Source organism: Ralstonia nicotianae (assembly GCF_018243235.1).
Taxonomy (GTDB): domain Bacteria; phylum Pseudomonadota; class Gammaproteobacteria; order Burkholderiales; family Burkholderiaceae; genus Ralstonia; species Ralstonia nicotianae.
Genome location: NZ_CP046674.1, coordinates 482,120 through 501,973, shown reverse-complemented (window position 1 = coordinate 501,973; position 19,854 = coordinate 482,120). Strand labels below are relative to the sequence as shown.

Genomic DNA, 19,854 nt, shown 5'->3' with positions numbered 1-19,854 from the left:
TTCTTTGGGCTGGCTGTCACGGGGTTGCCATCCCGGTCAACGCAAGCGATGGATGGCGAGGTACGAAACCGGGAGCATGCCAGAAAAGCCCGGAGCCCTGCCGGCCCGCTGCCGCTCCGCGCAGGCGTTGCCGTGAACCGGCAGTAGCAGTTCTCCCGATGTCCGCGGCCTCAATTTCTTGCGAAAGTCGCCGTTAGCACAATCCGAGCGGAGACTGCAGGCTTGCCGAGGCAACGTCGTGCGGGTTCGGCATGGTTGTTTGTTTTGTTTGTGTACCTGCGCCCAGCCCCGTCATGTGCCGGGGAAAGATGTCGAGAAATGCAAGTCTTCGAAGACCAAGTCGTCTTCCGCCCCGCCAGTCTGTTCGATATCCCATCGATTTATCGGCTGGCTCAGTTGGGTAGCGTTGCCGGAGTCTATGCGGACACGTACCTCGACGGCGTCGGCCACGTTTTGCTGCTCAAGCAATTATTTGTCGCGTATTTGTCGGTCTGGTTTTCCAAGGCATGCATCGGCAACGGCCTGTCACCGCTCTCGGTGCTGGAACGCAATGGTGAATTTGCAGGCTTTGCGTGGGTGCAGCAAGCCATCGGCAGCGCCACGCTCCATGTGAACATCTCGATGTTCTCCATCGCACCGGAATATTTCGGTATGGGGTGCGGTCGAGCCTTGCTGGACAATATCGTTCAGCGTCTGCCCAAAGGCGCCGTTTTGCAAGCCGAGTGCACACGGTATGCAGACAGCATGAAGGCCCTGCTGCGTCGATCCGGGTTCGTGCGTCGGCGGCAAAGTGTGGTCAGACCGAACCTCCTCGGCCTCGACGTGTACGAGAAAACCGTCGAATGAGTCTCCCTGTTTTTGCCCTCCAGTGGCCAGGGTTCATGCGACACAATCCTTCGTTGGCCGAGCGCCAACCCCGTCTTTCAGCCCCCCGACCACCTTTCTGCGATCCCCTCAAAGCGTTGTGACACAACGGTTTGCGAGCCGCGATGGCTACGATTGACTTGCGCCAAAAGACGAAAAGCCAAGCGAGTGCTTGGCTTTTCCACGTATTTCTGGTGCCGGCTGCAGGACTCGAACCCGCCACCTGATGATTACAAATCAACTGCTCTACCTGATGAGCTAAGCCGGCAAAGATCCGCGATTCTACCGTAAGCCGCCTTACTTGACGACCTTCAGCGACGGCTTGCCTCCGATACGCGGCACGCTGGGCGGCGTGGGCTCGTCGTCGGAACCGCCCTGCGTTTCGGCGGTGGCCGGCTCCGGCGCGGCTTCGGACTCCACCGCCGACAGCTTGGGCGGCGGGCTGTTCTCGCGTTCGGTTGCAACCTGCGCGGGCGGCGTGCTGCGTTCGACGGGGAATGCCATGCCCTGCCCGTTCTCGCGCGCGTACACGGCGAGCACGTTGTCGACCGGCACCTCGATCTTGCGCGAGACGCCCGAGAAGCGCGCGTGGAAGGAGATCCACTCATTGCCCATATCGAGCTGGCTGGTCGCATCAAAGCTGACGTTCAGCACGATCTCGTCGTTCTTGACGAACTCTCGGGGCACGTTGGTACTGTTGTCGACGAACACGGCGATGTACGGCGTGAAGCCGTTGTCCGTGCACCATTCGTAGATGGCCCGGATCAGATAGGGCTTGGTTGAAGTTTCCGACATGATGAAAAGAGTAACCGATGGGCGCAGCCGCAAAGACCGCGACCGTGCCCGGCGGTAATCAGCGACGCATCACCTTTTCCGACGGCGTCAGCGCTTCAATATACGCCGGACGGCTGAAGATACGCTCAGCGTATTTCATCAGCGGGGCAGCATTCTTCGACAGTTCGATACCGTAGTGGTCCAGGCGCCACAGCAGCGGCGCGATCGCCACATCCAGCATCGAGAACTCTTCGCCCAGCATGTACTTGTTCTTCAGGAAAATCGGGGCGAGTTGCGTGAGGCGGTCACGGATGGCGGCGCGCGCCTTCTCGTGCGACTTCTCGGCGGCCTTGCCCTTCTCGTTCTCCAGCACGGACACGTGCGTGAACAGTTCCTTCTCGAAGTTGAACAGGAACAGGCGGGCGCGGGCACGCTGCACCGGGTCGGCCGGCATCAGCTGCGGGTGCGGGAAGCGCTCGTCGATGTACTCGTTGATGATGTTCGACTCGTACAGGATCAGGTCGCGCTCGACCAGGATGGGCACCTGGCCGTACGGGTTCATCACCGCGATGTCTTCCGGCTTGTTGAAGAGATCGACGTCACGAATCTCGAAATCCATGCCCTTTTCGAACAGGACGAGTCGGCAACGCTGCGAGAACGGGCAAGTGGTGCCCGAGTACAAGACCATCATGGCTTTGGTTCCTTGACGCTCGGGCCGGGGGCGGCCCGATGACGGTACAACCGCTGCGATATACCACATCGCCCGCGGCATCAAAACGAAAACGCAAAGGGCTAGGACAGCTTCCGTCCTAGCCCTTGGCCGGAAAAAGCATGGAGTTTACTTGATGTCCTTCCAGTAGGCCGCGTTCAGGCGCCAGGCCAACACGAAAAAGACACCGATGAACAGCAGCACCCACACACCCAGCCGCTTGCGCAGCTTGCCGGCGGGCTCCGCCATCCAGTCCAGGTAAGTGACAATATCGGCCACCGCCTGATCGTACTCGACGGTGTTCAGCTTGCCCGGTGTGACCTGCTCGAAACCGACGAGCTTGTGCTCAAGCTCGCCGCCGTGCTCGGACTTGACCTCTTCGTACTTGGGCTCGCGCTGACCTTGCAGCTCCCACAGCACGTGCGGCATGCCGACCTTGTCGAACACCAGGTTGTTCCAGCCGGTCGGACGCGTGTCGTCGCGGTAGAACGTGCGCAGGTAAGTGTAGAGCCAGTCGCTGCCGCGCGCCCGCGCGATCACCGACAGATCCGGCGGCACCGCGCCGAACCATTTCTTGGCATCCTCGCGGTCCATGGCAATGCGCATGGTGTCGCCGACCTTGTCGGACGTGAACAGCAGGTTCTGCTGGATCTGTTCTTCCGACAGGCCGATGTCGCGCAGGCGGTTGTAGCGCATCGCGCTGGCGCCATGGCAATTCAGGCAGTAGTTGACGAACAGCTTGGCGCCCCGCTGCAGCGCGGAGAGGTCTTCGGACTGGTTCGGAGCCGGGTCGAGCCGGACCCCGCCCTCATTGGCGAAGACGGGGGCCGCAATCATGAAGCCGGCCAAGGCGAAAATCGCAAGCAGCTTTTTCATTCTTGTGTCCTTATCCTCGGCTGGAATCAGTGCGGCTTGAACGTGACACGCTCGGGCACCGGCTTGAACGTCCCCATCCGGCTCCAGACCGGCATCGCGAGGAAGAACGCAAAGTACACGATGGTGCCGATCTGCGACACGATCGAGCCCGCCGGGCTAGGCGGCTGGATGCCGAGGTAGCCGAGCACCGCGAAGGCCACCACGAAGATCCCCAGCAGCACCTTGTGGAAGCCCGGGCGATAGCGGATCGACTTGACCGGCGACTGGTCCAGCCACGGCATGAAGAAGAAGATCACCACCGAGCCGCCCATCACCACCACGCCCCAGAACTTGGCGTCGATGAAAGCAAAACCCAGCGCCAGGATCACGGCGACCGCCACGGCCACACCCTTGACCTTCATGCTCTTGCAGCGCACGAACAGCATGCCCAGCATGATCGCCAGGAACCCCCACAGGATCGGCAGGAAAGCCGACGTCGTCGCGCGCAGCATCGAGTAGAACGGCGTGAAGTACCACACCGGCGCGATGTGCGGCGGCGTCTTCAGCGAATCCGCCGGGATGAAATTGTTGGCCTCCAGGAAGTAGCCGCCCATTTCCGGCGCGAAGAACAGGATCGCGCTGAAGAGGAACAGGAACACCGCCACGCCGACGATGTCATGCACCGAGTAGTACGGGTGGAACGGGATGCCATCGAGCGGAATACCGCGCTCGTCCTTCTTGGCCTTGATCTCGACGCCGTCCGGGTTGTTCGAGCCCACCTCGTGCAGCGCGATGATGTGCGCCACCACCAGGCCCAGCAGCACCAGCGGCACGGCGATGACGTGGAACGAGAAGAAGCGGTTCAGCGTCGCGTCCGACACGACGTAGTCGCCGCGGATCCACAGCGACAGATCCGGCCCGATCAGCGGGATGGCGGAGAACAGGTTCACGATCACCTGCGCGCCCCAGTACGACATCTGGCCCCAGGGCAGCAGATAGCCCATGAAGGCTTCGGCCATCAGGCACAGGAAGATCAGGCAGCCGAAGATCCAGACCAGCTCGCGTGGCTTGCGGTACGAGCCATACAGCATCCCGCGGAACATGTGCAGGTAGACCACGATGAAGAATGCCGAGGCGCCGGTCGAGTGCATGTATCGCACCAGCCAGCCCCACGGCACCTCGCGCATGATGAACTCCACGCTCGCGTAGGCGACCGGGATGCCGGCGGCGTTGAGCGTGCCGTCCGGCTTGTAGTTCATCACGAGGAAGATCCCGGTGACGATCTGGATGACCAGCACCAGCAGCGCCAGCGAACCGAAGAAGTACCAGAAATTGAAATTCTTGGGCGCGTAGTACTCCGACAAGTGCGCCTTCCATGTCTCGGTCAGCGGGAAGCGGGCATCGATCCAGCCCAGCAGCCCGGTTGTCTCCACCTTCTTCTCAGCGGCCATGATCAAGCCTCTCCTTTCTCGTCTTTACCGATCACCAGCTTCGTATCGGACAGGAACATGTAGGGGGGGACGTCCAGGTTCTGCGGCGCCGGCTTGTTCTTGAAGACGCGGCCGGCCAGATCGAACGTGGAACCGTGGCAGGGACAGACAAAGCCGGGATCGGCGCCGAGCTGGGCATTGGCACCGGAAACAAACGGGCCGGACGGCGAGCAGCCAAGGTGGGAGCAGATGCCGACCACGACCAGCAGGTCCTTGTGTTCGGCGCGGGAGCGGGTTTCGTTCTTGCAGTAATCCGGCGTCTTCATGGTGAAGGGCACGTCGGACTTGGGGTCGGCGACTTCGGTGTCGGTCTTCTTGAGGGATTCCAGCATCTCGGGGGTACGCTTGAGCAGCCAGACCGGCTTGCCGCGCCATTCCACCACCTTCATCTGGCCGGGGGCCAAGTCGCTCACGTCCGCCTCGATGGGCGCGCCCGCCGCGCGGGCCTTCTCAGATGGTGCGAATGTGCAAACGAAAGGGGCCGCCACTGCTACCCCTCCCACACCACCAGCCACGGACGTCGCAATCAGCAGATTACGGCGACCCTTGTCCACGTTTTGCTGGTCACTCATTCAAGACCCCAGGGTGAGAAATCAAGATAGGTTCGCGTCAACCGAAAATTATACCCGAGCGTACCAAGCCAACGATAGCGGTCGCGGGCAACACGGCTTGCAGATATAGTGGACACGCTGATCGCCCGCCAACCCAATGCTGACGCGGCCCCGGCACGCCTCTTGCAACCTCGCTTTTAACAATTCAGGTCAACCGATCAGCAGCTTGGCCGTTTGTCCCGAATCAAACAATCCGGAGAAAACCGATGGCACTAATGCAAGATTTCAAGAAATTCGCAATGCGCGGCAACGTGATCGACTTGGCGGTCGGTGTGATCATCGGTGCGGCGTTTGGCAAGATCGTCGACTCGCTGGTCAACGACCTGATCATGCCGCTGGTTGCGCGCATCGTCGGCAAGCTCGATTTCTCGAATCTGTTCATTCAACTGGCCGATGCACCCGCGGGCGTGCCACAGACGCTGGCCGACCTGAAGAAAGCGGGCGTGCCGGTCTTCGCCTACGGCAACTTCATCACGGTCGCCGTCAACTTCCTGATCCTGGCCTTCATCGTGTTCCTGATGGTGCGCGCGATCACCCGCGTGATCGACACCAACCCGCCGCCGGCCGACACGCCGGAAAACACGCTGCTGCTGCGCGATATCCGCGACAGCCTGAAATCCAAGAATCAATAAAGGTAACCTTGAATCACACCGGATTCGGAATATCGATGAAGGTGTGGCGCACCCCGAAGTGCTCGGCAAGGTGGTTACCGAGCGCGCGCACGCCGCCGCGCTCGGTGGCATGATGGCCCGCGCCAATATAGGCGACACCCGACTCGCGGGCCAGATGTGTGGTCTGCTCGGACGCTTCGCCGCTGAGGTAGACGTCCACCCCGGCCGACACCGCCGCATCGAACCAGCCCTGCGCGCCACCGGTGCACCAGCCGATGGTGTGCACCGGCCGATCCGCTCCGCCGATCACCAGCGGCATGCGATCCAGCCGTGCCGCCACCACCTCCGCAAAGGCGCCCAAGGTGGTGGCCTCGGGCAACGTGCCGATCCAGCCGAGCTCGTCATCGCCGAAGCGCCCGGTCGGCTGGATGCCGAGCAGCGCACCCAACTGGGCGTTGTTGCCAAGCGTCGGATGCGCATCCAGCGGCAAATGGTAGGCAAACAGGTTGACGTCATGCGCCAGCAGTTGCTTCAGGCGCGCATGCTTCTGCCCGATCACGCGGGCATCCTCTCCCTTCCAGAAGTAGCCGTGATGCACCAGGATGGCGTCGGCGCGGACATCGATCGCAGCCTCGATCAGGGCCAGGCTGGCCGTCACGCCGGTCACGATGTGCGCGATCGGGTCGCGCCCTTGTACCTGCAGGCCATTGGGGCAATAGTCCCGAAAGCGGGCCGCCTGCAACAGGTCGTTCAAGTACAATTCAAGTTCTTTTCGATCCATTTCGACTGAAATTCACCCTATGTTGCGCCGCTTCTGGCTGTTTTTCGCACAGGCTGTGACTGTCGTTCTCGCGGTATGGTTTGTGATCGCCACCCTCAAACCCGAGTGGTTGCAGCGCGGCAAGGTGGCTGTGCAATCCGGCTCGCCCATCGTCGCGCTCAAGGAAGTCGCGCCACTGGGCCATAGCGGCACCACCAGCAATTCCTACGCGGAAGCCGCCAAGGTGGCGATGCCCGCGGTGGTCAACATCTTCAGCAGCAAGAACGCCCCCAAGCGCAACAACCCGCAGGCCAATGCGGACCCGTGGTTCCGCTTCTTCTTCGGGGACCGCCTGCCCGAGCAGCGCCAGGAACCGACGGCCAGCCTGGGCTCCGGCGTCATCGTCAGCCCGGAAGGCTACATTCTAACGAACCATCATGTAGTGGACGGCGCCGACGAGATCGAAGTCGCGCTGACAGACGGCCGCAAGGCCAATGCCAAAGTGGTCGGCACGGATCCGGAAACCGACCTCGCCGTGCTCAAGATCAGCCTGACCAATCTCCCCGCCATCACGCTCGGGCGCCTGGAGAACGTACGCGTCGGCGATGTGGTGCTGGCCATCGGCAACCCGTTCGGCGTCGGCCAGACTGTGACGATGGGGATCGTGTCGGCGCTGGGCCGCAGCCACCTCGGCATCAACACCTTCGAGAACTTCATCCAGACCGACGCAGCCATCAACCCCGGCAACTCGGGCGGAGCCCTGGTCGACGCCGAAGGCAACCTGCTCGGCATTAACACGGCCATCTACTCGCGCTCGGGAGGATCGCTCGGCATCGGCTTCGCAATTCCCGTGTCGCTGGCCAAGCAGGTGATGGAATCGATCATCTCGACCGGCAGCGTGGTGCGCGGCTGGATCGGCGTCGAGCCGCAGGACGTGACACCGGAGATCGCCGAATCGTTTGGCCTGTCGCGCAAGGATGGCGCCCTGATTGCCGCAGTCGTCCAGGGTGGCCCCGCCGATCGAGCCGGCCTGCGCCCGGGCGACATCCTCATCAACGTCAACGGCGAATCGATCCAGGACACCACGGCCTTGCTGAACAGCATTGCCCAGCTCAAGCCAAGCACGGAAGCCAAGGTGACCGTGTCACGCAAAGGCAAGCCCGTTGAACTGACCATCATGGTCGGGAAACGCCCGCCTCCGGTCCGTCGCAATGTGCCGATGCCCTCGCCCGAAGACGAGCAGCCGCAGTAGGCGCCCCTGATCCTCAACGCAGCAAAATGGCGGCTGACATGCCGCCATTTTCTTTGCGTGTGTACTGGGCAAGCAGCAAGTGGCCCCACCCGCTCCTCCCCCTGCGAATCCGAGTGTCCGGCGATACGGAATGCGTCGCTGCCGCCCCGGCATGCCAGCAGTGTCGCAAGGCAATCTGCATGGCAGCCGGTCCAGTGGCACGTCCTACCGGAATTCGCGATCCGTTGCACTGCCGCTGTGGTGGCTTCGTCCCAATAAAGAATAGAGGCACACGAGGCTCAGTCGCCCCCACAAACCCAAACCACCCGCCACAGGCCCATATCAAACTCGGCCACGCGGTGCCGCCGCACGGTGACCGCGCCCGCACAGCACATCGACGCTCAGCGATGGCGAAAGCCCAAAGAAAAACGCCGACCCCTTTCGGGATCGGCGTTTCGCCGTTCATTCGAAGCGCCCTTACGAGCGCGTCAAATTAGAACTTGTGGCGGATACCAACCACAGCACCGAACTGGTTGCCGGTGTTGGTGGAGTTCGACAGAACTTGGTTGTCGGTCGATTGCAGCGTCGTCGCGTTACCCGACGAAGCGCCGTTGATGCCGGCCACACCCAGCGTCGAGCCATTGCTGTTCTTAGCGTAGGCGACGTTGAAGTAGGCATCGGTGCGCTTGGACAGCGCGTAGTCGGTACCGACAACGAACAGCCACGGGTTACCCGTACCGCTGTTCTTGAACTGTTGGTAGTAAGCCGTGCCCGTCAGCGTCAGAGCCGGCGTAGCTTGGTAGCCAGCACCCAGCCAGTACAGGTTCGAACGCAGGTTGCCAGCGCCGGCAACCGTTGCGAAGTTGGCGTGGTACCAACGATAGCCAGCGTACAGCTTGGCCGGGCCGAAGGCGTACGAGCCAGCGATCGTGGCGCGTTGTTCCTTGGTGTCAGCCGCAGCGTTCTGAGCAGCGAACGAAGCGTTCGACGCTGCCGTGCCATTCGATTGGTCATACACCACACCCAGGCCGAACGGGCCAGCAGCGTAGTTTGCACCCAGGCTCCACTCGCGGCCCAGCTTGTTCACGCCGGCAACTTCTTGGCCGTCGCGGTTGAACGCATACAGAGCCGAAACGCTCAGGCCACCGAACGTGCCGATGTACTTGATGGCGTTGTCAGCACGGCCAGCCATGAAGGCGTCTTGCGCCGTGATCGAGTAACGGCCAGCGATGGCCATCGGGTCATAGGCCAGTGCGAAGTCGTACAGCAGGTTTTGCTGACGGCCCAGGGTCAGCTGACCCCATTGACCTTGCAGACCGACGTAGGCGTTACGGCCGAACAGACGGCTGTTTTGTGCCGACGTGCCGGTATCGAGGTTGAAGCCGCTTTCCAGGTTGAAGATACCCTTCAGGCCACCGCCCAGGTCTTCAACGCCACGCAGGCCCCAGCGCGAGCCGGACAGGTTGCCCGACTGCATTGCAACGCGCGAATGGCCTTGGCCGTCAGCGCCCGGCACCTTGTTGGCCCATTCCACGCCGACGTCGGCCACACCGTACAGAGTCACGGACGATTGAGCGTAGGCGCCACCGGCGGCCAGAGCTGCAACAGCAGCTGCAAACAGTTTCATTTTCATATCGACACTTTCCTTGTCAACTGATTGGGAAATCTTGACTGTCCTTATGGACGACGCAGGAACCTCACGTCTGACGGCATTATGGGCCAGCGCTGACGGATTCTGGAAACCCTTTTTGGCTCTGCGGGCGGATTGGCGGCCGAATTGTTGCTCATGGGCAACAGGCGGGAAGCCCCCTCCGACGGGGGTCTCCGCGGGTTTTTTCGGCGATGGCGCAGGGGTTGGCGGGCGACGGCGGCAACCCGGTCGAAGCGCTTTGTCGCCCCGACTTGGCACGGCAAGATTGTCGCCTTTCAGCCACGCGAGTCACATAAGATGATTAATGAATCACTTTTCTAGCGACCCAGCGCGGCATGCCATCGCTTGAGGAAATCGGCACGACGGAGCTGATCTTGATGCGCGAGTAAACCCGGCCCGACCGGAATCGGACGATGCGTATTGCCCAGCTCGGCGAGCAGGCGCTTCGCGGTCAGGCCGGTTTCCACGTCCTGGCGCAATGAGAAGAGAAAGGCGCGGTTGGCCATCACGCTCTGCCCTTCGCGCGAGAGCACGAAGTCGAGCCATAGCCGCGCGGCGTTGGGATGCGTGGTGCGGCGTGCGATGAAGGCGACGCGCGTGGCGACCAGCGTATAGTCCGCCGGCATCTTGATCGCCAGCGCGGGATTGCGGTCGGCGTAGCGCGCCGCGTAGGAACCGATCACGTTGTAGGCGAGCAGGCTTTCGCCGGAGGCGACCCGCTCGAGCATCGCGGCGGTAGTGATATAGAGGTTGACGTTGGCCGCGCCCAGCGCGCGGGCGACGTCCCAGAACACCGGCGTGGTGCGCGCGTCTTCGGCGGCGAACAGAAAGGCCGAACCGGAATGCTCGATGTCGTACGAAGCCACCCGCCCGCGCAGGAGATCGCGGTGCGCGGTCAGGATGCGGGCGAAGTCGGCGTGGGTGGCGGGCACCAGCTCGGCGGGAAGCTGGCGAGCGTTGTAGACGAACACGATCGGCTCGTAGCTGGTGCCGTAGGCCTCGTTCTTCCAGATGGCCCAGGACGGCAGGTACGGCCGCTCGGGTGACGCATACGGCAGGGCGTGGCCATCGTTGACCAGCTTGAACTGCTCCGGCATGGATGAACTCCAGACCACGTCCGCGCCCGGCGTGCCCGAGGCCAGTTCGACGAGGTAGCGGCGATAGAGGTCATCGCTGTTCTGCTCGCGGTAGTCGACCGTGACCCCGGGATAGCGGGCCTCGAATGCCCGAATGAGCGGGTGGGCTGCCGCGAAGTCGGTCGTGGAATACACCGTGACGCGGCCTTCCCGCCGGGCGGCATCGAACACCACGCCGTAGTCGCGCGGATAGTACGGCGGGAACTCGGGGGCGGGACGGCCCAGCCATTGCGCCGGGCTCTTGGCGGCGGCAAGACCGCCCGCGGCCAGCAGCGCGGCGGCCCGGCACAGCCAGCGACGTCGGGTATCGGAGATGGACGGCATGCGAATCGGCGCCGCGTCGAATTGGGTGAGGTCGTTGAACGGGCGCCAAGCATTATCATGAAAAAGCACTCAGAACGATATTGAGAGACACCCGATGCGGATCTTGCTGGTGGAGGATGAAGGGGAACTGGCGGCGTGGCTCGCGCGCGCGCTGGCGCAGAGCGGCTTCGTGGTGGAGCGCGCGGCGGACGGGCTGGCGGCGGAAGCGTTCCTGGCCTCGGGCGAATTCGACGCCGTCGTGCTGGACCTGCGCCTGCCGCGCAAGGACGGCTTTGCCGTGCTGGCCGACATGCGCGCGCGCGACGATCGCACGCCGGTGCTGATCCTGACGGCCCAGGGCGCACTGGACGAGCGCGTGCGCGGCCTGAACGCCGGCGCCGACGACTTCCTCACCAAACCGTTTGCGCTGACGGAGCTCGAAGCGCGGCTGATGGCGCTGATCCGCCGCAGCCGGGGCCGGGCGTTCCCGCGCCTGCGCTGCGGACCGCTGGAATTCGACACCGGCCGCAAGGCCTTCCTGCTGGCGGGCGAGCCGCTGTCGCTGACGCCGCGCGAGCACGCCGCGCTGTCCGCGCTGCTGCACAAGACCGGGCAACCGATCAGCAAGGTCCATCTGTTCGACAAGGTGTTCAATCTGGACAGCGATTCCAGCCCGGACGCCGTGGAAGTGGTCGTGCATCGCCTGCGCAAGAAGCTGGCGGGGTCCGGTGTGCAGATCGTCACGGTGCGCGGGCTGGGCTACCTGCTCGAAGCCGAAGCGAGCGGCGTCCCGCAGGCGGCGGGCGACACATCCGCGCCATGACGCGACGCTTTGCCTTGCTGCCGCGCAGCCTCAAGCTGACGCTGCTGTGGCTCCTGCTGCCGGGGCTGGTCGGCGTGCTGGCGATCGATACGCTGTCGGCGTACCAGTCGCTGCGCACGGCGACCGACCGCGCCTACGACCGCGCACTGCTCGGCTCGGTGCGCGCCATCGAGAACGGCGTGACGATCGAGCGCGGGCAGGTGCAGGTCAACGTGCCATACGTCGCGCTGTCGATGTTCGAGTCGACCGCGCAGAGCAACGTGTACTACCGGGTCGCCTACGAACAGGCGGCCGGGGCGGCGGCCCTCACCGGCTACGCCGACCTGCCGCTGCCGGCCGGCGCGCTCGACAACGACACGCCCCGCTTCTACGACACGCTATACCACGGCGAGCCGGTACGGATCGCTGCCGTGGCCAAGCCGCTGTACCAGCCGGGGCTGCCGGCGCGCATCGTGATCCAGGTGGCCGAGACCATCGAGACGCGGCGCGCGCTGCAGCAAGCGGTGTGGCGCGGCATGCTGGCCCGCGATGCCGCGCTGGTGGCGGTGAGCGTGGCGCTGCTATGGCTGGGCGTGACGTTGGCGCTGCGGCCGCTCAAGCGACTGGCACGCGGCATTGCCGCGCGCGCCTCCGATGACCTGCGCCCGCTCGACGCCACCGACGTGCCGGCCGAAGTGCGGCCGCTGGTGCAGGCGATCAACCACCACATCCATCGCTATGCCGAACTGGCGGCGGCGCAGAGCCAGTTCCTGGCCGATGCATCGCACCAGCTGCGCACGCCGCTGGCGGTGCTGCTGACCCAGGCCGAGTACGCGCTGCGCGAGACCGATCCGGTGCGGGTGCGCGAGGGCCTGACCGCCATCATCGCGCGATTGCAGTCCACCAATCGCCTGACCTCCCAGCTGCTGGCGCTGGCGCGTGCCCGCCACGCCGGCCAGGATGCGCCGCCCGAGACCTTCGATCTGGGCGAGCTCGCGCGCAGCGTGGTGGTCGATGCGCTACCGCTGGCGCGCGAAAAGCAGCAGGACCTGGGCTGGGACGACAGCGGACTGGCCGCGGCGCTGCCGGTGTCGGGCTATCCGGCGTTCCTGCGCGAGGCGCTGTCCAACCTCGTGCACAACGCCATCCGCTATACGCCGCCGGGCGGCCGCATCACCGTGCGCGCCATCAAGGACAGCGACGCCGCACTCGTTTGCGTGGACGACACGGGCCCCGGCATGAATGCCGTGGAACGTGCCCATGCCTTCGAGCGCTTCCGCCGCGCGCACGAGGGCGGGACGCAGCCGGGCGGCCACAAGGATGCGCGCTATGCCGCCGAAGGCTCGGGGCTGGGGCTGGCCATCGCGCGCGCCTATGCCGCCCGCAGCGGCGGGCGGATCGAGCTGGCCGACGGCGAGCCGAACAGCTGTGGCGGCGTGGGGCTTTCCGCCCGGATCCGGGTACCGCTGACAAGGACCGCCACCGGCACTCAGCATGCTGCGACGCAGCAGGTGCAATGAAAGCATGACGAAAGCGCGCGATTTCTATAATCCGCCGCACCTGGGGTCATCTGTACAGAGCCGCGCAAGAAAAAGCGGCCGACTCCATGCCATCACAAGCAAACCTGGAGACAACCCATGCTTCGTGGTCACTTTGCGCCTGCGCGCGCCGCAGTCACTGCTGCCGCCCTCACCTTGGGCACCGCTGCCTTCGCTCAAGTCCCCGCCGGCTACCCGGCCAGTTACGCCGACACCATCGCCGCCGCCAAGAAGGAAGGCAAGGTCGTGGTTTACGCGACCACCGATACCAAGGCGGCCGATCCGCTGATCAAGGATTTCGAGTCGCTGTATCCGGGCGTGAAGGTCGAATACAACGACATGAACAGCAGTGAGCTGTACAACCGCTTCATCAGCGAGCAGGCCGCAGGCGGCGCCTCGGCCGACATGATGTGGAACTCGTCGATGGATTCGCAGCTCAAGCTGGCGCAGACCTACGCGCTGACGTACCAGTCGCCCGAAGCGGCCAGCCTGCCGAAGTGGGCCGTCTACAAGGGCCTGGCCTACGGCACGACGTACGAGCCGGCCGTGTTCCTCTACAACAAGCGCCTGGTGAAGGACACGGAAGTGCCGCAGACGCATGCCGACTTCGCCAAGCTGGTCGCCAGCCAGCCGGAGCGCTTCAAGAACAAGGTCACGACCTACGACATCGAAAAGTCCGCCGTGGGCTTCATGATGGCCGCGCAGGACAACCAGGATTCGCCGCAGTACCTCGATTTCATCAAGGCTGTCGGCCCGAACCTGGTGCTGCAGTCCTCCACCGGCACGATGATGGAGCGCGTGGCCTCGGGCGAGAACCTGCTGGCGTACAACATCCTCGGTTCGTATGCGATGGCGCGCGCCAAGAAGGATCCGTCGATCGGCATCGTCTATCCGAAGGACTACACGCTGGTGGTCTCGCGCGTGGCGATGATCGCCAAAAAGGCGCAGCATCCGAACGCGGCCAAGCTGTGGCTGGACTACATCCTGTCCAAGCGCGGCCAGGACATCCTCGCCAACAAGTCGGACCTGCACTCGCTGCGTGACGACGTGACGGGCGAAGCCACCGCCGCCGGCCTGAAGCAGATCCTGGGCCAGTCCATCAAGCCGATCCCGGTGGACGAATCCGTGCTGACCTTCCTCGAACCGAAGAAGCGCCTGGATTTCATCAAGCAATGGCGCACCGCCGCCGGCCGCTGATGCGCGCGCCGACACTCTTCGCCTGACCGACCATCCGGCGCCCGCACCTTTGCCGGGCGGGGCCGGGATCTACCTGGAGGCACTATGCGTTCCCTGACGCACGACCGTGCCGCCGCATCGCAAGCCATTCCGCAACGCTCGCCCTGGACGCGCGTGGGACAAGCTTTGCCGCGCGGCGTGGTCATCCTGCTCACCGCGCTGGCGATCTTCACGCCGCTGGCGCTGATCTTCTACCAGAGCTTCCTCTCCGCGCCGTTCTTCATGCCCGACGCGCTGGCGGGGCTCGATGCGTATCGCTTCATCTTCACCGATCCGGACTTCTGGCACGCGTTCGAGAAATCCACCGCGCTGGCCTTCGGGCTGGCGGTGATCTCGGTGCCGCTGGGCGGCATCCTGGCCTTCCTGATGGTGCGCTCCGACCTGCCGGGCCGCCGCATCATCGAGCCGATGCTGATGATCCCGGTGTTCGTCTCGCCGATGGTGCTGGCGTTCGGCTATGTGGTGTCGGCCGGTCCGGTCGGCTTCTATACGATCTGGTTCAAGCAGCTGTTCGGCGGCGCGCCGTGGAACGTGTATTCGTTCACCAGCATCATCATCATCGCCGGGCTCACGCACGTGCCGCACGTGTATCTGTACGTGTCGTCGGCGCTGCGCAGCCTGGGTTCCGATGTGGAGGAAGCCGCGCGCATCTCGGGGGCATCGCCGCTGTCGGTGGCGCTCAATGTGAGCCTGCCGATGGTGCGGCCGGCGCTGCTGTACGCCGCCGTGCTGGTGATCTTCCTGGGCTTCGAAGTGTTCGGGCTGGTGCTGGTGCTGGGCGACCCGGAAGGCCACCTGGTGCTGGCGACGTACCTGTACAAGCTGACCAACAAGCTGGGCACGCCGGCCTACCACCTGATGGCGGCCGTGGCGGTCTGCCTGGTGATGGTGACCTTCCCGCTGGTGCTGCTGCAACGCTACATGCTGCGCTCGGCCAACCGCTTCGTCACCGTCAAGGGCAAGGTCACGCGCAGCCGTCCGCTGCCGCTCGGCAAGTGGCGCTGGCCGGCGTGGGCGGTGGTGGTGCTGTGGTTCTTCGTGACGGTGATCGTGCCGCTGTCGGGCATCGCGCTGCGCGCCTTCGTGTCGAACTGGGGCGAAGGCGTGTCGCTGATGGAGGCGATCTCGACCACGGCGTTCCACCAGATCTTCGAGCAGCCGCAGTTCCTGCGGGCGATCATCAACACCGTGCTGATCGGCGTGATCGGCGGCGCGCTGGCGGTAGGCTGCTACACCTGCATCGGCCTGGCCATGCACCGCAAGCCGGACGGCTGGACACGCGTCCTGGATTACAGCGTGCTGGTGCCGCGCGCGATTCCCGGTCTGCTGGCCGGCCTGGCGTTCCTGTGGGTGTTCCTGTTCGTGCCGAACTGGATCGAGACCGCGCTGACCGACAGCAGCGTGCCCTTCGCCGGCTGGATGATCGAGCACGTGGTGCCGGTCCTGCGCAATCTGCGCAGCACGATCTTCAGCGTGTGGATCGCTTACTCGGTGGTGTGGATGGCCTACGGCCTGCGGCTGATTTCGGCCGCGCTGCTGCAGGTCGGCCCCGAGCTGGAGGAAGCCGCCCGCTCGGTCGGCGCCTCGCGCGCCCGCACCACGCGCGACGTGACCGTGCCGCTCACGCGCTACGGCCTGCTCGGCGCCTGGCTGCTGATCTTCCTGATTTTCGAGCGGGAATACTCGACCGGCGTGTACCTGCTGTCGCCGGGCACCGAGACCATCGGCTCGATGCTGGTTTCCCTGTGGGCGGGCGGCGCCATCGACATCGTCGCTGCGCTGTCCTTCGTCAACATTGTGCTGGTGGCCGTGGGCCTCGGCATTGCACTGCGTTTCGGAGTGAAGCTCCATGATTGAACTCACCGTCAACGACCTGCACCTGGAATACGGCAACAACCCGGTGCTCAAGGGTGTCTCGATGCAGTTGCAGAAGGGCGAAGTGGTGTCGCTGCTGGGCCCGTCGGGCTCGGGCAAGACCACACTGCTGCGCGCCGTCGCCGGCCTGGAGCAGGCCAGCAGCGGCACGGTCAAGATCGGCGAGCGCGTGATGTTCGACGACGCCGCCGGCCTGGACGTGCCGGCCGAGGCGCGCAACCTGGGCCTGGTGTTCCAGTCCTACGCGCTGTGGCCGCACAAGACCGTCGCCGAGAACGTCGCCTACCCGCTCAAGCTGCGCAAGACGCCGCCCGCGCAGATCAAGGAACGCGTGCAGGCCGTGCTGCAGCAGCTCGGCCTCGGCCACCTGGGCGAGCGCTTCCCGAGCCAGCTCTCCGGCGGCCAGCAGCAGCGCGTGGCGATCGCCCGCGCGCTGGTGTACAACCCGCCCGTGATCCTGCTGGACGAGCCGCTGTCCAACCTCGACGCCAAGCTGCGCGAAGAGGCCCGCGCCTTCCTGCGCGAGCTGATCGTGCGCCTGGGCCTGTCGGCACTGATGGTCACGCACGACCAGGGCGAGGCGATGGCGATGTCGGATCGCATCCTGCTGCTCAACAACGGCGTGATCGAACAGCAGGGCACGCCCGAGCAGATGTACGGCGCGCCGGAAACGCTGTTTACCGCCGAGTTCATGGGCAGCAACAACCGCATCAACGGCAAGATCGCCGAAGTGCGCGACGGCATGGCGCGGCTGGTGGACGAAGCCGGCGGCTGGTCGCTGTGGGGCGTGGCGCGCGGCGACCTGAAGCCCGGCGCGACGGCGCATGGCGTGATCCGGCTGGAACAGGTGCGCGTCGGCCTGGACAACGCCGACAACACCATCCGCCTGCCGCTGGCCACGCGCATGTATCTGGGCGACCGCTGGGAATGCCTGTTCCGCGGCACCGGCGCGGCCGGCACCGGCCTGCGCGCCTACGCCAGCAATGCACCCGGCGACGGCGAGTACGCGCTGACCTTCCCGCGCGAGCAGTTCTGGCTGTTCGCGGCGTGACCGGCATCCGCCACGCAGCAAAAAAGGCAGCCTCGGCTGTAATGCCGTTCAGTTAAGGTCCCGTTTGATGTATCGGACGGAGTAACGAGAAGGGCGAGATTTGACGACCCGGTTGCAAGAGCGGCCGGGTCGTTTTTCGTTGGGCAAGGACTTGAGCCGTTCGCGCAGGCGCTTGAGGCAGTCGGGTAGCTTGGCGTATGCGGGGGTCAAGGCGGCCCACATCATTTCGTGCTGGATCGTGTGCAAGGCGCGCACGAAGCTGATGTCGGCCGGTGCGAGCTTGGCCTCCTGAGCGGCACAGGCGATCTCCCGGCGAATCAGGTTGTAGGCGATCAGCGCGCCCCAGATTTCCTGATACACCCGCTCGACCGTGCGGCTGCGCAAGGTCAACTCCATGCCAAGCATGGACTGTTTCAGTTCCTGATAGCTGGTTTCGATCTGCCAGCGGCGGCTGTAGCAGGCCGCCAGATCGGATGGTTTGAAGCGCCGCCGATCGGTCAACGAGGTCAGCAGCACCCGCTCGCGCCCGCGTGCATCGATGGTGCGCACCGCCCGCGCGTCCCAGTATTCGGGCAGTTGCGGGCACTTCTTGCGCGCTTGCGGCGAGGTGCGCATGCGCACCATCGCATCTTCAGCGCTGCCGGCGATGACTTCCCAGCGCGTGTTGGACTTGGCGGGAATCAGGAAGTGGCGGTTGCGGCCGTTCATCGTCAGGCTGCACAGGATCTCGGCGCTCACAAAGCCGCGATCGAAGACCGTCAGGGAATCGTCCGGAATCTCGGGCAGCAGGTCCTTGGCATACACCATCTCGTTGGTGTCATAGCGGCCGAAGCGGATGTCGGCCACCAGATGCGTCGGGATGGCGGTGAGCGTGACCGCCCGTACCTGCGGATAGCTGGCCACCTTGCCGCTGGCATAGCCTTGCGCGCCGAAGTGCTCGCGGTTGGCGGGGCTGTCGGCGGTGCGCAGCGTAGTGCCGTCGATCGCCCACAGGCTCAAGCCCTTGATCGCATGACGGGCTCCATCCTGCAGCGTCCATGCTTGCGCCGTCCGCTTGAACAGCCACGCCAGCGGTGCCTGGCCAATCCGCTCGCGCGCTTGGGTGATTGCGCTCTTGCTGACAAGGGCGGCGCTCTCGTTGGGCAGGGCCAGATCAAGGCTGTCTACCACTTCGCTGATCGACCAGTGACGGTACATCGCCAGGGCAATCACCAGCCAGACTACTTGCTCGGCGGGCAAGCGCCGGCGCCGGATGCTTGCCGTGCCTGTCGCTGTCACCGCGCGCTCGATCCACTCGTAGGGCAGATGCTCTGCCAGCCGGCTCAGATCGGCCGGCTGTTGTGCTTCGAGCAGATAGGTGAGGTGGCTGGCAAGCATCGCAGCCGAAACGTTAACAGCCCAACTCGCCGTTTACAACCACTTCGCCTCCTCCAATGAAAAATGCCGTTCAGGCTTAACTGAACGGCATTACAGCCTCGGCTGCCTTTTCTTTTGGATGACGGTTGGGTGACCCGCGAATCAGTCGATCAGTCCTTCACCACCGGAAGATGTTCCGTCTCGGTGTCGGGCACCGCGGTCTTGCGGATGAAGATCGCGGCCAGGATCAGGCCCAGCTCGTACAGCAGCCACAGCGGCACGGCCAGCAACAGCTGCGACATCACATCCGGCGGCGTGACGACGGCCGCGATCACGAACGCCCCCACCACCACGTACGGCCGGATCTGCCGCAGCTTCTCCAGGCTGACGATGCCGAAGCGCACCAGCACGATCACCACCACCGGCACCTCGAAGGTGATGCCGAAGGCCAGGAAGGTGGTCATGGCGAAGCTGAGGTACTTGTCGACGTCGGTCGACATCTCCGCGCCCAGCGGCGCGTTGTAGTGCGCCATGAACTTGAACACGGTCGGGAAGACCAGGAAGTACGCGAACGCCACGCCGCACAGGAACAGCACGTAGCTGCTCACCACCAGCGGCAGGACCATGCGCTTCTCGTGCGCGTACAACCCCGGCGCCACGAAACGCCAGATCTGGTACAGCACCCACGGCAGCGCGACCAGGAAGGCCACCAGCAGCGTCACCTTCATCGGCACGAAGAACGAGCCGGTGACATCGGTGACGATCATGTGGCCGTTCTTGGGCAGCGCCTGCATCAGCGGACGCGAGAACAGGTTGAAGATGTCGGGCGCCCAGTACACCAGGCCCAGGAAGATCAGCATCACGCCCGCGCCGGCCTTGACGATGCGCTCGCGCAGCTCGACCAGGTGCGAGATGAAGGTTTCCGGTGCGCCGTCCTCGGGCGAATCGTGCGGATCGTGCGGAGCGGCACTCATGTCGACGGGGATGGGAAGCGGTCGGGG

At 64.4% G+C, this 19,854-nt stretch carries 18 protein-coding genes and 1 tRNA gene; 8 read left to right on the top strand and 11 right to left on the bottom strand.

Annotated elements, in window-relative coordinates; translation table 11 throughout:
• Positions 1-318: 318 nt before the first annotated feature.
• The gene (locus tag GO999_RS02310; protein WP_011002830.1) at positions 319-846 is read left to right on the top strand and encodes a GNAT family N-acetyltransferase; all 528 of its coding nucleotides are present in this window, start codon (positions 319-321) and stop codon (positions 844-846) included.
• 210 nt (positions 847-1,056) lie between these two features.
• On the opposite strand, the gene GO999_RS02305 is transcribed toward GO999_RS02310, so the two are convergent.
• From GO999_RS02305 to petA, 6 genes are all read right to left on the bottom strand, one after another.
• A tRNA-Thr gene (locus GO999_RS02305) sits at positions 1,057-1,132 on the bottom strand.
• Positions 1,133-1,161: 29 nt separating this feature from the next.
• A complete protein-coding gene (locus GO999_RS02300) occupies positions 1,162-1,659 on the bottom strand; it encodes a ClpXP protease specificity-enhancing factor (RefSeq protein WP_111374929.1) in 498 nt (165 codons plus the stop codon).
• 58 nt (positions 1,660-1,717) lie between these two features.
• Entirely contained in the window at positions 1,718-2,329 is a 612-nt protein-coding gene (locus GO999_RS02295) for a glutathione S-transferase N-terminal domain-containing protein (protein ID WP_011002832.1), read from the bottom strand.
• Positions 2,330-2,476: 147 nt separating this feature from the next.
• Positions 2,477-3,223, bottom strand: coding sequence for a cytochrome c1 (locus tag GO999_RS02290; RefSeq protein WP_011002833.1), 747 nt, complete (start codon positions 3,221-3,223; stop codon positions 2,477-2,479).
• A 26-nt stretch (positions 3,224-3,249) separates the two neighbouring features.
• Positions 3,250-4,653: a cytochrome b gene (locus GO999_RS02285; protein WP_118871995.1), complete on the bottom strand. Its 1,404-nt coding sequence runs from the start codon at positions 4,651-4,653 to the stop codon at positions 3,250-3,252.
• A gap of 2 nt (positions 4,654-4,655) precedes the next feature.
• Positions 4,656-5,264: a ubiquinol-cytochrome c reductase iron-sulfur subunit gene (gene petA / locus GO999_RS02280; RefSeq protein WP_011002835.1), complete on the bottom strand. Its 609-nt coding sequence runs from the start codon at positions 5,262-5,264 to the stop codon at positions 4,656-4,658.
• Between the two features lie 245 nt (positions 5,265-5,509).
• On the opposite strand from petA, the gene mscL reads away from it, so the two are divergent.
• Positions 5,510-5,935, top strand: coding sequence for a large conductance mechanosensitive channel protein MscL (gene mscL / locus GO999_RS02275; protein WP_003263430.1), 426 nt, complete (start codon positions 5,510-5,512; stop codon positions 5,933-5,935).
• Positions 5,936-5,948: 13 nt separating this feature from the next.
• Here mscL and GO999_RS02270 read toward each other — a convergent pair whose 3' ends face one another.
• Positions 5,949-6,695 carry a Nif3-like dinuclear metal center hexameric protein gene (locus GO999_RS02270; protein ID WP_011002836.1) on the bottom strand — a complete coding sequence of 249 codons (747 nt, stop codon included), beginning with the start codon at positions 6,693-6,695 and terminating at the stop codon, positions 5,949-5,951.
• A gap of 19 nt (positions 6,696-6,714) precedes the next feature.
• Here GO999_RS02270 and GO999_RS02265 point away from each other — a divergent pair, with 19 nt between their 5' ends.
• The gene (locus GO999_RS02265; protein WP_011002837.1) at positions 6,715-7,926 is read left to right on the top strand and encodes a Do family serine endopeptidase; all 1,212 of its coding nucleotides are present in this window, start codon (positions 6,715-6,717) and stop codon (positions 7,924-7,926) included.
• 472 nt (positions 7,927-8,398) lie between these two features.
• Here GO999_RS02265 and GO999_RS02260 read toward each other — a convergent pair whose 3' ends face one another.
• Entirely contained in the window at positions 8,399-9,538 is a 1,140-nt protein-coding gene (locus tag GO999_RS02260; protein WP_016724687.1) for a porin, read from the bottom strand.
• A 335-nt stretch (positions 9,539-9,873) separates the two neighbouring features.
• Positions 9,874-11,016 (bottom strand): ABC transporter substrate-binding protein, encoded by a 1,143-nt coding sequence (locus GO999_RS02255; protein ID WP_016724686.1) that lies wholly within the window; start codon positions 11,014-11,016, stop codon positions 9,874-9,876.
• A 94-nt stretch (positions 11,017-11,110) separates the two neighbouring features.
• On the opposite strand from GO999_RS02255, the gene GO999_RS02250 reads away from it, so the two are divergent.
• The 5 genes from GO999_RS02250 (at position 11,111) to GO999_RS02230 (ending at position 17,497) form a co-directional block, all read left to right on the top strand.
• Positions 11,111-11,818, top strand: coding sequence for a response regulator (locus tag GO999_RS02250; protein ID WP_011002840.1), 708 nt, complete (start codon positions 11,111-11,113; stop codon positions 11,816-11,818).
• On the top strand, positions 11,815-13,317 hold the full coding sequence (locus GO999_RS02245; RefSeq protein WP_211906514.1) for a sensor histidine kinase: 1,503 nt from the start codon (positions 11,815-11,817) through the stop codon (positions 13,315-13,317). The genes GO999_RS02250 and GO999_RS02245 overlap by 4 nt, the downstream gene beginning before the upstream one ends.
• A gap of 117 nt (positions 13,318-13,434) precedes the next feature.
• Complete coding sequence (locus GO999_RS02240; protein ID WP_011002842.1) at positions 13,435-14,532, top strand: ABC transporter substrate-binding protein; 1,098 nt, start codon at positions 13,435-13,437, stop codon at positions 14,530-14,532.
• Positions 14,533-14,616: 84 nt separating this feature from the next.
• Positions 14,617-16,428, top strand: a complete 1,812-nt coding sequence (locus GO999_RS02235; protein ID WP_011002843.1) for an ABC transporter permease — start codon at positions 14,617-14,619, stop codon at positions 16,426-16,428.
• The gene (locus GO999_RS02230; RefSeq protein WP_011002844.1) at positions 16,421-17,497 is read left to right on the top strand and encodes an ABC transporter ATP-binding protein; all 1,077 of its coding nucleotides are present in this window, start codon (positions 16,421-16,423) and stop codon (positions 17,495-17,497) included. Before GO999_RS02235 ends, GO999_RS02230 begins: the two co-directional genes overlap by 8 nt.
• 48 nt (positions 17,498-17,545) lie before the next feature.
• Here GO999_RS02230 and GO999_RS02225 read toward each other — a convergent pair whose 3' ends face one another.
• Together GO999_RS02225 and tatC are read right to left on the bottom strand one after the other, a co-directional pair.
• On the bottom strand, positions 17,546-18,874 hold the full coding sequence (locus GO999_RS02225; RefSeq protein WP_211906513.1) for an IS4 family transposase: 1,329 nt from the start codon (positions 18,872-18,874) through the stop codon (positions 17,546-17,548).
• A 149-nt stretch (positions 18,875-19,023) separates the two neighbouring features.
• Entirely contained in the window at positions 19,024-19,827 is an 804-nt protein-coding gene (gene tatC, locus GO999_RS02220) for a twin-arginine translocase subunit TatC (protein WP_028861032.1), read from the bottom strand.
• Positions 19,828-19,854: the final 27 nt, after the last annotated feature.

Excerpts from the sequence above, each read along its gene's own strand:
- GO999_RS02235 (WP_011002843.1), top strand. The coding sequence starts at position 14,617 with ATGCGTTCCCTGACGCACGACCGTGCCGCCGCATCGCAAGCCATTCCG.
- GO999_RS02260 (WP_016724687.1), bottom strand. The coding sequence starts at position 9,538 with ATGAAAATGAAACTGTTTGCAGCTGCTGTTGCAGCTCTGGCCGCCGGT.
- GO999_RS02225 (WP_211906513.1), bottom strand. The coding sequence starts at position 18,874 with ATGCTTGCCAGCCACCTCACCTATCTGCTCGAAGCACAACAGCCGGCC.
- GO999_RS02245 (WP_211906514.1), top strand. The coding sequence starts at position 11,815 with ATGACGCGACGCTTTGCCTTGCTGCCGCGCAGCCTCAAGCTGACGCTG.
- GO999_RS02285 (WP_118871995.1), bottom strand. The coding sequence starts at position 4,653 with ATGGCCGCTGAGAAGAAGGTGGAGACAACCGGGCTGCTGGGCTGGATC.
- mscL (WP_003263430.1), top strand. The coding sequence starts at position 5,510 with ATGGCACTAATGCAAGATTTCAAGAAATTCGCAATGCGCGGCAACGTG.
- tatC (WP_028861032.1), bottom strand. The coding sequence starts at position 19,827 with ATGAGTGCCGCTCCGCACGATCCGCACGATTCGCCCGAGGACGGCGCA.
- GO999_RS02310 (WP_011002830.1), top strand. The coding sequence starts at position 319 with ATGCAAGTCTTCGAAGACCAAGTCGTCTTCCGCCCCGCCAGTCTGTTC.
- GO999_RS02290 (WP_011002833.1), bottom strand. The coding sequence starts at position 3,223 with ATGAAAAAGCTGCTTGCGATTTTCGCCTTGGCCGGCTTCATGATTGCG.
- GO999_RS02300 (WP_111374929.1), bottom strand. The coding sequence starts at position 1,659 with ATGTCGGAAACTTCAACCAAGCCCTATCTGATCCGGGCCATCTACGAA.
- GO999_RS02270 (WP_011002836.1), bottom strand. The coding sequence starts at position 6,695 with ATGGATCGAAAAGAACTTGAATTGTACTTGAACGACCTGTTGCAGGCG.
- GO999_RS02295 (WP_011002832.1), bottom strand. The coding sequence starts at position 2,329 with ATGATGGTCTTGTACTCGGGCACCACTTGCCCGTTCTCGCAGCGTTGC.
- GO999_RS02250 (WP_011002840.1), top strand. The coding sequence starts at position 11,111 with ATGCGGATCTTGCTGGTGGAGGATGAAGGGGAACTGGCGGCGTGGCTC.
- GO999_RS02230 (WP_011002844.1), top strand. The coding sequence starts at position 16,421 with ATGATTGAACTCACCGTCAACGACCTGCACCTGGAATACGGCAACAAC.
- petA (WP_011002835.1), bottom strand. The coding sequence starts at position 5,264 with ATGAGTGACCAGCAAAACGTGGACAAGGGTCGCCGTAATCTGCTGATT.
- GO999_RS02265 (WP_011002837.1), top strand. The coding sequence starts at position 6,715 with ATGTTGCGCCGCTTCTGGCTGTTTTTCGCACAGGCTGTGACTGTCGTT.
- GO999_RS02255 (WP_016724686.1), bottom strand. The coding sequence starts at position 11,016 with ATGCCGTCCATCTCCGATACCCGACGTCGCTGGCTGTGCCGGGCCGCC.
- GO999_RS02240 (WP_011002842.1), top strand. The coding sequence starts at position 13,435 with ATGCTTCGTGGTCACTTTGCGCCTGCGCGCGCCGCAGTCACTGCTGCC.